Origin of the sequence: Paraburkholderia kururiensis, assembly GCF_034424375.1 — a bacterium.
Lineage (GTDB): Bacteria > Pseudomonadota > Gammaproteobacteria > Burkholderiales > Burkholderiaceae > Paraburkholderia > Paraburkholderia kururiensis_A.
Genome location: NZ_CP139965.1, coordinates 6,015,154 through 6,027,333 on the forward strand (window position 1 = coordinate 6,015,154; position 12,180 = coordinate 6,027,333).

A 12,180-nucleotide genomic window follows, 5' to 3' on the forward strand; every position below is an offset into this window, starting at 1 on the left:
TCGGCCCGTCATTCCGAAAGAAAAATGAAACCTGGGAGCGCGACGCATGCGACGCGGCACGAACAAACTCAAACAACCTTCCCTCTGGGCCGCGGCGACCGCCGTCGCGCTCGGTCTTCTCGCCGCCACGACCTGGCGCGCCGATGCGGCCCGCATCACGCACGTTTCGCCGCAAGGCACCGTCGCGCAGGTCCGGCAGATCGTGGTCAAGTTCGACGAAGCGATGGTGCCGTTCGGCGCGCCTGACCTCGCGGCGCCCGCCACCGTAAAGTGCAACGACGCGTCCGCGAGCGCCGGTCAGTCGCGCTGGATCGACGAACGCACGTGGGCCTGGGACTTCTCCGCCGACCTGCCGCCGGGCGTCGCCTGCTCCGTGGATCTGAAAGACGGGCTGAAGTCCTCGGCCGGCAACGCGCTCACCGGACCACGGCACTATGCGTTCAAGACGGGCGGTCCGTTCGTGCAGGACGTGGAGCCCACCGGCGACGAGATCGAAGAGCGCCAGGCCTTCGTACTGACGCTCAACGGACCCGCAACGGATGCCTCCGTGAAGCAGCACGTGTGGTGCGAGTCCAGTGGACTCGGCAACCGCATTCCGATCACGAGCGTCGATGCCGCCACACGCACGGCCTTGCTCAAGCGTTTCCGCCTGCAAAAGGACGCCGCACGCGTGCTCACGCTGCAATGCCAGCAGGCGCTGCCTTCGGGCACGAAGGCGCAACTGGTCTACGGCAAGGGCGTGGCAAGCCCGAGCGGCATCGCCAACGACGTGGAGAGACGCTTCGACTTCACGGTGCGCGCGCCGTTTGCCGCGAGCTTCAGCTGCGAGCGCGAAAACGCGAAGGCGCCCTGCACGCCGCTGCGTCCCGTGCGCGTGCAGTTCAACGCGCCCATTGCACGGGCCGATGCCGAACGTATCCGCATCAAGGGTCCGGACGGCGAGATCAAGCCCACCTTCTCGCCCGACGACAAAGACCCGCAAACCAGCACCGTCGAATTCGCCGCGCCGTTGCCCGAACGCGCGGCGTTGAGCGTTGTGCTGCCCGCCAACCTCAAGGACGCGAGCGGCCGCGCGCTCACCAACGCCGACCTCTTCCCGCTCAAGACCACCACCGGCCCGCTGCCGCCGCTCGCGAAGTTTTCGTCGGGCACGTTCGGCATCATCGAACGCTTTGCCGAGCCCGACATGCCCGCGCTCGTGCCCGTCACGCTGCGCAACGTCGAAGCGGACCTCCACATTGCCGGCCTCAACGCGGGCAACGCGCAGTTTTCGAAGCTGCGCGTGGAAGCCGACAGCGACATTCGCAGCTGGATGCGCAACGTCGAACGTTTCGACAACTACACGATGACGCGCAAGGAAATCGCCGAGGCGATGCCCACGCTGCTCGACCACAACCCGCACCCCGTCATCGTGAAGCCGCGCGGCGATGCATCGGCCGACGATGACGCGAAGGACCCGCGCATCGACGTGCGTTCGCTTTCGCTGCTCGCGGGCCGCGCCAACGTCGAAACGCTCGCGCTACCGAAGGCCGACCCGAAAGCGCTGCGTCCGTTCGAAGTGGTGGGCGTGCCGGTGACGAAGCCCGGCTTCTATGTGATCGAACTGGCCTCCCCCGCGCTCGGCGCGTCGCTGCTCGGCAAGCAGGCGCCGATGTACGTGCGCACGGCGGTGCTCGTTACGAACCTCGGCGTGCACTTCAAGCAAGGCCGCGAAAACAGCGCCGTGTGGGTAACGACGCTCGACAAGGGCCAGCCCGTGCCGAACGCCGACGTTCACGTGAGCGACTGCAACGGCGACGAAGTGGCGTCGGGCAAGACCAATGCGCAAGGCGTGCTGATGATCGACGGTCCGCTCGCGCCGCGTGCCGAATGCCGCAACGACGCCTTCGGCGGCTTCTTTGTCTCGGCGCGCATCGACGATCCCAAGACGGGTCACGACATGGCCTTCGTGCGCTCGGACTGGAACCGCGGCATCGAGTCCTGGCGCTTCAACGTGCCCACCGACACGAGCCTCGAACACACCGTGCGCGCCCATACCGTGTTCGACCGCACGCTGCTGCGTGCCGGAGAAACGGTTTCGATGAAGCACATGATGCGTGTGGAAACGATGCACGGCCTCGCGTTCCCGCAGACCTACCCCACGCGCCTCACGATCCGCCATACCGGCAGCGGCCAGACCTGGCACCTGCCGCTCAAATGGGCCGCTGACCACACCGCCGATTCGACCTTCGCCATTCCGGCCGCGGCGAAGCTCGGCGAATACGAGGTGTCGCTGGACGACGGCGACGTGAGCGCTGCGTCGAACAAATCGGAAAACAACGCGGAAAACAACGCCGACGACAACAACGACAGCGGCGACTCCATGCGCCACAGCTACCCGTCGGGCAGCTTCCGTGTCGAGGAATTCCGCCTGCCCGTGTTCAAAGGCACGATCGCCGTGCGCGACGAGAAGGCACATCCGCTCGTGGCCGCGAAGGAAGCACCGCTCACGCTGCAGATCGAGTACACCTCGGGCGGCGGCGCGTCGGGCTTGCCCGTGCAGGTCTCGGCGCTCATGAAGAGCACCTCGCCCGCGTTCGCCGACACGTATCCCGACTACAGCTTCGCGCCCTACGTGAAGCGCAACGACAACGCGTCCTCGTCGGACGCCAACGACGACGAAGACAGCGCCTCTCAACAATCGACCGACGACGGCTCGAAGCTCATCGCCGACAAGGAGCCCGTCACGCTGGACCGCAACGGCGCGGGCCATCTCACGCTGAAGAACCTGCCGGCCGTCGATGCGCCGAAGCGGCTCGCGCTCGAAAGCACCTTCGCGGACCCGAACGGCGAAGTGCAGACCATCAGCGGCAGCGCCACACTGTGGCCCGCCGCGGTGGTGGCCGGCGTGAAGTCGGGGCAATGGGTTTCGGTGGGCAACACGGTGCCCGTGAAGGCACTCGCGCTCGACCTGCAAGGCAAGCCGCGCGCCGGCGTGCCGCTCGAAGTGCACGGCATCGCACGCATCACCATCACGTCGCGCAAACGCATGGTGGGCGGCTTCTACGCCTACGACAACCACACCGAAACGAAGGACCTCGGCACGCTGTGCAGCGGCAAGAGCGACGACCACGGCCTGCTGGCCTGCGACGCGAAGCTCAAGGAAGCGGGCAACGTCGACCTCGTCGTGACGGCGAAAGACGGCGACGGCCATGCGTCCACCGCGACCACTTCCGTGTGGGTCACGCGGGAGGAAGACCTCTGGTTCGGCGGCGAGAACACCGACCGCATCGACGTGCTGCCCGAAAAGACCGCCTACGAGCCCGGCGAAACCGCGCGCTTCCAGGTGCGCATGCCGTTCCGTTTCGCGACGGCGCTCGTTGCCGTGGAACGCGAAGGCGTGATCGAAACGCACGTCGTGAAGCTGGACGGCAAAGACCCCACCATCGACCTCAAGGTGAACGAGGCGTGGGGGCCGAACGTGTACGTCTCCGTGCTGGCGCTGCGCGGGCGCATTCACGAGGTGCCGTGGTACTCGTTCTTCACGTGGGGCTGGAAGGCGCCCATCGAATGGGCGCGCGCGTTCTGGTACGAAGGCCGCCAGTACGAGGCGCCCACGCCGCTCGTGGATCTCTCGAAGCCCGCATATCGCTATGGGCTCGCGGAGATCAAGGTCGGCACGGCCGCGCACCGCCTTGCCGTGACCGTCACGCCCGATGCGAAGACCTACACCGTGCGCGGCAAGGCGCACGTCAAGCTGCGCGTGCAGATGCCGGGCGGCAAGCCGGCGCCCGCCGGCACGCAGATCGCGGTGGCCGCAGTGGACGAAGCGCTGCTCGAACTCATGCCGAACGACAGCTGGGACGTGCTCGACGCCATGCTGCAACGCCGCGCCTATGGCGTGGAAACGTCGACAGCGCAGATGGAAATCGTCGGACGCCGGCACTTCGGGCGCAAGGCCGTGCCCGCGGGCGGCGGCGGCGGACACGGCGCCACGCGCGAACTGTTCGACACGTTGCTGCTCTGGAACCCGCGCGTAACGCTCGATGCCAACGGCGAAGCGTCGCTCGTCGTGCCGCTCAACGATTCGCTGACGAGCTTTCGCATCGTCGCCATCGCCGCGGTGGGCGACGGCACGTTCGGCACGGGCAGTGTGTCGATCCGCAGCACGCAGGACCTGCAACTGATCTCGGGCCTGCCGCCGCTCGTGCGCGAAGGCGACCAGTTCCGCGCGCAGTTCACCGTGCGCAACACGACGGCGCGCGCCATGAAGGTGGCCGTCACGCCGAACGTGCCGGGGCTCACGCTCGCGGCGCAAACGGTCGATGTCGCCGCCGACTCGGCGCGCGAAGTGGCGTGGAACGTCACGCCACCCGACGGTTTGTCCGAAGCGTCGCCCGCCGCGCTCGCCTGGAACGTGGCCGCGGCCGAACAGGGCGGACCGCACGCGAGCGACGCGTTGAAGGTCACGCAGCGCGTCACGGCGGCGATTCCCGTCACCGTGCAGCAGGCCACGCTCACGCAGGTGGACGGCTCGTTCTCGCTGCCCGTCGCCGCACCGCCCAATGCCACGACGAACGCGGCCGGCGTGCCGCGCGGCGGCATCGCGGTGTCGTTGCAGCCGAAGCTCTCCGAGGGGTTGCCGGGCGTGCGCCGCTGGTTCGAGCGCTATCCGTACAGCTGCATCGAGCAGCAGACTTCGCGTGCGCTTGGCCTCAACGACGTGGCGCAGTGGCAGGCCGTCGTCGCACGCATGCCCGTGTACCTGGACCGCGACGGGCTGGCGAACTACTTCCCGCCTTCGGACGACAGCGGCAACACGGGCAGCACCGCGCTCACGGCGTACCTGCTCTCCGTCACGGACGAAGCCGCGAAGCTCGACCCGCGCTTCGCCCTGCCCGACGACCTACGCGCGCGCATGGAGAGCGGCCTCGCCGCCTTCGTGGACGGCCGTCTGGAGCGCAAGTTCTGGGCTCCGCGCAAGGACCTGGACCTGCGCAAGCTCGCCGCCATCGAGGCGCTCTCGCGTCACGGCGCCGCGCGTGCCGGCATGCTCGATTCGATCGAGGTCGCGCCCAACCAGTGGCCCACGTCCGCGGTGCTCGACTACTACGCGATCCTCTCGCGCGTGAAGGACATTCCGCAGCGCGACGACAAGCTCGCGCAGGCCGAGCAGATCATCCGCTCGCGGCTCACGTATCAGGGCACGCGCCTCACCTTCTCCACCGCGGACGGCGACGATCTCTGGTGGCTCATGACGGGCACGGAGACGAACGCGGCACGCACGGCGCTCACGTTCGTCGACACACCGGCCTGGAAGGACGAGATGCCGCGCCTCGTCGCCGGCCTGCTCGGCATGCAGAAGAACGGCGCGTAGCAGACCACGACGGCGAACCTGTGGGGCCTGCTCGCCGTGCAGCGTTTCTCGCGTGCCTTCGAAAGCGTGCCCGTGACCGGCCAGACGCGGCTGCAACTGGGCGCGACCACGAAGACGATCGCGTGGAACCAGCCGGCATCGGCGGCGAACTTCGCGTCCGCCACGGCCATCACGAAGACCGCGAACACGCGCAGCGTGTTGCTGCCGTGGTCCGCGTCGGCATCGGCTCCTGCGTCGGCAACATCGGGCGCACTTTCGCTGACGCTCACGCAGGACGGCACCGGCAAGCCGTGGGCCACCATCGAGAGCCTCGCGGCCGTGGCGCTCAAGGCGCCGTTCGCGGCGGGCTATCGCATCACGAAGACGGTCACGGCGGTGGACCCCGCGGTGAAGGGCATGGCCAAGGGGACGTACACGCGCGGCGACATCGTGCGCGTGCACCTCGACATCGACGCGCAGACCGACATGACGTGGGTCGTGGTCAACGATCCGGTGCCGGCGGGCGCGACCATACTCGGCTCGGGCCTCGGCCGTGATTCGGAAGCCGCCACCCAGGGCGAGCAGCAACAGGGCGAGGCGTGGCCCGCGTTCGTCGAACGCGGCTTCGACGGTTATCGCGCCTACTACGACTACGTGCCGAAGGGGAAATTCTCCGTGGAGTACACCGTGCGGCTCAACAACGTCGGCACGTTCGGCCTGCCGCCCACGCGCGTCGAGGCGCTCTACGCGCCTTCGACGTTCGGCGTGCTGCCGAATGCGTCGGTGATCGTGCGGCCGGCGGCTGCGCAGTGAAGGAGAAACGCGCGATGAGCGATGGGCGGACGGCGGCGCAGCGTGGCGAGGTGGGCATCCCGTTCGCTCGGGACGCTGCGGGCGCGGCGCACGTTTCGCGTGCTTGCGTCGTTGTGGATGCGATGTGCGCCGGCCGGGCAGCGTGCGGATGCCGTGCGGACCGGACGGTCGGCATGATCCGCACATTCGGCACCATCGGCACAGTCGACGCACCCAGCCCTTCAGTAGCCCGGCGCATTGCCCGCGCCGCCCTCTGCTCGCTGCTCGTCATCGCCGCGCCCGCGGCTCACGCCCTGCCCTCGTTCACCGACGTGCAGGCGCAGTGGCGCAGTTCCGACTGGCTGCTGCTCGCGCGCGACGGCACGCCGTTGCAACGCACGCGCGTCGACAAGACCGAGCGGCGCGGCGACTGGGTCGCGCTCGCGGACGTCTCGCCGGCGCTGCGCGAAGCGATCGTCGTCTCCGAAGACAAGCGCTTTTACGAGCACAGCGGCGTCGACTGGCACGGTGCCGCCGCCGCGGCCTGGGCGAACCTCTGGAACACGCGTACGCGCGGCGCGTCCACCGTGACGATGCAGCTCACGGGCCTGCTCGGCGACGACCCGCAGCACTCGGGGCAGCGCTCCGTCGTGCAGAAGGCAGGCCAGGCCGTGAACGCGCTGTGGCTCGAACGGAGCTGGCGCAAGGACCAGATTCTCGAGGCGTATCTGAACCTCGTGCCGTTTCGCGGCGAGACGATCGGGCTTTCGGCGCTCTCGCTCACGCTGTTCGGCAAGGCGCCCTCGGGTCTCGACGAGCGCGAGGCCGCCGTGGCCGCCGCGTTGATCCGCTCGCCCAACGCGCCCTATGCCAGGGTGAGCGCGCGCGCCTGCCGGATTCTGCGCGACATGAAGGCGCCCGAACGCTGCGCCAATCTGGCGAGCTTCGTGCAGCTCGCATTCGCGCGGCCCGCGCCCGCCGTACTGACGGTTGCGCCGGAAGCCGAAACGCTTGCGCCGCATTTCGCGCGGCGCATCGCGGCCGAAACGCGGCCCGCGGCCGGGGCACGCATCACGACGACGCTCGATGCCCGCCTTCAGCGCTTCGCCTCGGACACGCTCACGCGCACGCTCGTCGAACTCAACGCGCCGGCGCATCGGCGCAACGTGCACGATGGCGCCGTGGTCGTGCTCGACAACGCGACGGGCGACGTGCTGGCGTGGGTGGGTTCGTCGGGCGGACTCTCCGGCGCGCGCGACGTGGACGCGGTGCTCGCGAGCCGCCAGGCCGGCTCCACGCTCAAGCCCTTTCTCTACGCCGAGGCCATCGACGAACGGCGGCTCACCACGGCCTCGCTGCTCGACGATGCGCCGCTCGACCTCGCCGCGGGCGGCGGGCTCTACATTCCGCAGAACTACGACAAGGACTTCAAGGGCTGGGTGAGCGTGCGCACGGCGCTCGGGTCGTCGCTGAACGTGCCGGCCGTGCGCACGCTCGTGATGGTCACGCCGCACCGCTTCGCCACCACGCTCACGGCGCTCGGCTTGCCGCTTACGCAAAGCGGCGACTACTACGGCTACTCGCTCGCGCTCGGCAGCGCGGACGTCACGCTGCTTGCGCTTGCCGACGCGTACCGCGCGCTGGCCAACGGCGGCGTGGCGTCGCCCACCTATGACCTGCCGCGTCATCCGTCCGTACCGTATGCAACGGCGCCCGCCACGCCGCGACGCGTGTTCAGCGCGGGCGCGAGCTACATCGTGACCACGGTGCTCGCGGACAACAACGCGCGCACGCGCACCTTCGGCTTCGACAGCCCGCTCGCCACGCGCTTCTTCTCGGCCGTGAAAACAGGCACGAGCAAGGACATGCGCGACAACTGGACGGTGGGCTTCACGTCGCGCTACACGATCGGCGTGTGGGTGGGCAATGCCGACGGCGAACCGATGTGGGACGTCTCCGGCGTGACCGGCGCGGCGCCCATCTGGGCGGCCGTGGCGGGCTATCTGCACCGCCACGTGCCGAGCGAGGCGCCGCGCATGCCGGCGGGCGTCGTGCAAACACGCATCGCGTTCGAGCAGAACGTGGAGCCTGCGCGCAACGAATGGTTTTTGAGCGGCACGCAAACGCCCGTCGTGGGGCTCGCCGCAGATGCAGCCGACGCGCCGGCGCGCCCGCGCGGAACGCCGTCGGCCGTCGTTGCGCGAGGGGCGCGGGCGGTGCAATCGACGCAATCGACGCAATCCGGAAATGGCGCGCCGCGCATCGGCTCGCCCACGGATGGCACGCTCTTCGCGCTCGATCCCGACATTCCCGCCGCGCGGCAGCGCATCGTGTTCGAGCGCGCGAGCGGGTCGTCGTCGCGCAGCGCGTGGCGGCTCGACGGCAAGCCGCTCGGCCACGACGACCGCGTCACCTGGCTGCCGTGGCCCGGGCGGCACGTGCTGGAACTCGTGGACGCGAACGGCACGAGCGTGGATGCCGTGCATTTCGAAGTGCGCGGCGCGACGGCACGGCCGGGTCATGCGGCCGTCGGCAATCGTGCGACGGGTTCGGGCTCGGGCGGCGGGCAAATGCCTGCGCGGCCGGGTTCGGGTTCGCCCGGGACGTAGCAAATGCGATGGCCGTCGGCGGCAACGGGTACGCCGGCACAGCATAGGGTGGGCAGCCTGTATCGACTAACGGCGGCCGTGGCAATACGCGAGCAAGAGGCCGCACAGCAAGAGCTAAAACGCAAGCGTCGATCCGCACAGTCGGTGCGCCTGGTTCGCGTAGCCCGACTGCAAGGCAAATCGTGCTGCCGCTGCATCAACTGCGGTCTCGCTGCGGGCTGCGCTCGATGCCACGCTGCAGGCGCCCGATCCCGAGTCCCGAACCGCAACGCGCGCGTTCAATCGGCTTGTGCGACGGGTTGAAGCCGGGCGCCCTGCGTCGTCGGCGCGTCGTTCGCCTTCGTCGCTGCCGGCGCGCCCATCGCTGCCATCACCTGCTTCGCGATCGAATCGGCCAGCCGCTTCGCTTCGGCTTCGAAGGTGTCGTGCTTCGCCTCGGAGACGGCGTGCAGCCCGCCGCTCGTCGCCACGGACGTCGCCAGACTCCCCGCGGCCGCGCCCACGCCGCCCATCGCGACCATGCCCGGCGCCTTGCCGCTGTCCGCGGTCGCGTCGAAGCGCTGCAACGGCGACAGCACGCCGCCTTGCGGCTGATACAGCAACTGCACCGACGCCGCCACTTCGCTCTTGCCCGCGCCGAACCCGATCAGCATGCGGCGGCTGCGTCTGCCCGCATCGAGCGAGTCCAGACGGCCTTCGATCACGAGCACGCTTTTGCCGGGCGACACAGACTGCGGCGCCGAAGGCGGCACCGGCGCGAGCACGGCATCGAGCCCCTTCGCCCGCAACTGCTTCACGAGTTCGCTCGCCACCTGGCCGCGTACCGCGAGCGCCTCGTCGTATTGCTGCTGCACGGCGGACGTTCCGCTCAACGACGCCTTCAGCTGCCGGCTCACGCTGTCGTCGAACCGGACGGTCGCGGTGGCGTCGTCGAACGGATAGACGTAGATCACATCGGGCCGCACGGGGGCCGGCGCGGCATACGCCTGTACGCCGCTGATGCCCGAAGCGCAGCCGCCGAATGCGAGACACGCCGCCAGCAGCGTCGTACTCGCCCAACGCCGCGCGCGGCGCACGGCCCATCCTGATGAAAATGACATCGGCATCTCGTTCCACCTGCCCTCGTTCGCACTGAGATAGCCGGCCCGTTCCCGTCGAAGGTATGAACAACGTGGGAGAGGCCGCTTTGGAAATTGCTTCGGAAATCGTCGTGGCGACGTCGCGGACCGACTGCGCCGCCGCTTGTCGCCGACCGTGCGTTGCGTACCGCTCAGGCCCAGTGCGGCGGAATCCACACGCCGCCTGCCCAGTGGCCCGGCACCCAGACGGCGGGCCGCACGGCGGGCGCCACGTAGACGGCCGTCGGCGCCACGCCATAAGCCGTTTTGGCGGGCGCGGGAGCCGGCGCCACGACGAGAGGTGCCGGCGGAACATAGGTGACCACCGGTGCCGGCGCCGCATAGACGACGGGCGGCGGCGCCACGATGACGGGCGCGGCCACGAACGCCGTGCCGCGCAGCACCCACGTGGCGGCGGAGGCAGACGCGCTCGTCACGGCGAGCAGGCCGGCCGTCGCCGCGAGCGCCAGCGGGCGCGAGAAGCGCCACGTCAGCGTCGCCGGAATGGAGCGCGACACTTTGCTCGTCGCGCCGATACGTTTGATGAGAGATGAGAAGTTCACGGAACGTCCTTCAGTGTGTGGGCCGCGTCTCGAACGGGAAGCTCGACAGGCACTGCAAGCGCGGCGGGTTGCGGATGGCTGCAATGTAGAAGAACGCTCGCGCGGAGTCTGTTGGAAATTCATGTCGCGCGGTTTCACGCGCCACGAGGCACTCTCCGAAAATGGAACGAAAATTCCATTTCGCTCGGCTATGCAACTGCCGTTGCGCATCGCCGATGCCTTGTCTATGCTGAGGCCATACGTGCGCGCGCCCGCGCGGCGCGCGACGAAATGCGAGCGGACGACATCGCATCGCCCGGCATCGGAACATCACACGATCAGCAGATCAGGAGACACGTCATGCAAAGCCTCAGTCCCGCCGAATGCACGCCGCAAGCCGTGGTGGAGGCCCTGTTGCACGGGCCCGGCGCGATCCGCGTGCGCGGCCTCTTCAGCCCCGCTCAGGTGAGCGAAGCGCGCAGCGTCGTGATGGCCCATTCCGACGCCCGCGCGCAAACCGTCACGCATTTTCAGGGGCAAGCCGCGCAGGAGGCGCGGCTGCATCTGCAACGCCGCGTGTGGAACTTGCTTGCGAAGGGCGAGGTGTTTTCGCAGATGGCCGAGCAACCGGTGATCGTGGCCGCCATGCGCGCGTTTCTCGGCGAAGACTTCGTGATGGGATCGATTGCGGCCAATCGCATCCTGCCCGACGGCCCCGGCCAGGAGCCGCACATCGACTACCCGTATTGGGATCTGCACGCGCCGCAGACCTTTCCGGTGGGCATCAATTCGAGCTTTCCGCTCAACGCGCAAGTGACGATTCCGCTGGACCCGTTTACGGCGCAAACCGGCGCCACGGCATTCGTGCCGGGCACGCAGCGCGAGCTGCGCTACCCCGGCCCCGACGACCGCTTCTTCGAACGCTGCGAGCGTATGGAGGCGGACCCCGGCGACGCCATCCTGTTCTTCGGCGCCACCTGGCATTGCGCCATGCCGAACCGCAGCAGCATGGACCGCAGCGCCATCCTGATCCAGTACCTGCCGAAGTTCGTGAAGCCGATGGAAGACCTGCGCGCGATGGTGGGCGAAGCGTTCGTGAAGCGCGCGAGCCCGACCATGCGTCAGTTGCTCGGGCTCACGTATCCGTATCCGCAGAACCTCGACGACGTGACGGGCGCAGCCAATACCGAGGGACGCGTCAACGCCGCGAGGTACTGAGCGTCGTGGTCTGCGCCGGATTTCAGTTCGCTATCCGGCGCTCTTGCCTTTATTGCCCGCCATCGAGTCGATTGACGCGGAAGTTCCCCGCCAGCGCGCCAGGACCGCGCTGCTCCATCAGGCTGCCGAATTCGTTCGAGATGCGCTTGAGCGCGTGCCGCTTGCCCTCCACGTCGCGCTGTGTGAAGTCTTCGTAGGCGCCGTCGTCGAACGAGACGGTGACGGACGCGCGGTGTCCGCCGTTCTCGAAACCGATGTGCAGCGTGCGGCCCGGGCGTTCGTCGATGTGAAACCCGATCTCGCGCGCCTCGAAGTAACGGCCCAGGGTTTCGGCCACTTCTCTCATTTCGCCTGCCTGTACGTGGATGTTCATTGCGTCTCCGTGGTGAGGACGGGCGGCCTCTTGCCTCTGCCTTCATACCCGCTCGCCTCTGGCCGCCCGGCAACGGCGTCGCGCTGCACGGTGCGTTCCCGCGTGCCGCGGCGCGTGTCTGTGTGTGCGCGACGCTTCGTGCTGCAAGCGTTCGTCACGGCACGAAAGCGCTGCTTCGGCCACGCCGCGCGCG

Annotated in this window: 5 protein-coding genes and 1 pseudogene; 3 read left to right on the forward strand and 3 right to left on the reverse strand. The window is 68.7% G+C overall.

Features of this window, described 5'->3' with window-relative positions; genetic code table 11:
* The first annotated feature begins 46 nt into the window (after positions 1 to 46).
* Together U0042_RS26955 and pbpC are read left to right on the forward strand one after the other, a co-directional pair.
* Positions 47 to 6,148, forward strand: a pseudogene (locus tag U0042_RS26955) (MG2 domain-containing protein).
* A gap of 173 nt (positions 6,149 to 6,321) precedes the next feature.
* A complete protein-coding gene (pbpC, locus tag U0042_RS26960) occupies positions 6,322 to 8,736 on the forward strand; it encodes a penicillin-binding protein 1C (RefSeq protein ID WP_114811637.1) in 2,415 nt (804 codons plus the stop codon).
* A gap of 278 nt (positions 8,737 to 9,014) precedes the next feature.
* Here pbpC and U0042_RS26965 read toward each other — a convergent pair whose 3' ends face one another.
* Positions 9,015 to 9,836: a DUF4410 domain-containing protein gene (locus U0042_RS26965; protein ID WP_157977841.1), complete on the reverse strand. Its 822-nt coding sequence runs from the start codon at positions 9,834 to 9,836 to the stop codon at positions 9,015 to 9,017.
* Positions 9,837 to 10,006: 170 nt separating this feature from the next.
* Positions 10,007 to 10,417, reverse strand: a complete 411-nt coding sequence (locus U0042_RS26970) for a hypothetical protein (protein ID WP_198665335.1) — start codon at positions 10,415 to 10,417, stop codon at positions 10,007 to 10,009.
* 339 nt (positions 10,418 to 10,756) lie between these two features.
* On the opposite strand from U0042_RS26970, the gene U0042_RS26975 reads away from it, so the two are divergent.
* Complete coding sequence (locus U0042_RS26975; RefSeq protein ID WP_114811599.1) at positions 10,757 to 11,614, forward strand: phytanoyl-CoA dioxygenase family protein; 858 nt, start codon at positions 10,757 to 10,759, stop codon at positions 11,612 to 11,614.
* A 49-nt stretch (positions 11,615 to 11,663) separates the two neighbouring features.
* Here U0042_RS26975 and U0042_RS26980 read toward each other — a convergent pair whose 3' ends face one another.
* Positions 11,664 to 11,987, reverse strand: coding sequence for a hypothetical protein (locus U0042_RS26980; protein ID WP_114811600.1), 324 nt, complete (start codon positions 11,985 to 11,987; stop codon positions 11,664 to 11,666).
* Positions 11,988 to 12,180 lie beyond the last annotated feature (193 nt).

Bases quoted from the DNA above. Each gene is read 5' to 3' on its own strand.
- pbpC (WP_114811637.1), top strand. From the start codon at position 6,322: ATGATCCGCACATTCGGCACCATCGGCACAGTCGACGCACCCAGCCCT.
- U0042_RS26965 (WP_157977841.1), bottom strand. From the start codon at position 9,836: ATGTCATTTTCATCAGGATGGGCCGTGCGCCGCGCGCGGCGTTGGGCG.
- U0042_RS26975 (WP_114811599.1), top strand. From the start codon at position 10,757: ATGCAAAGCCTCAGTCCCGCCGAATGCACGCCGCAAGCCGTGGTGGAG.
- U0042_RS26980 (WP_114811600.1), bottom strand. From the start codon at position 11,987: ATGAACATCCACGTACAGGCAGGCGAAATGAGAGAAGTGGCCGAAACC.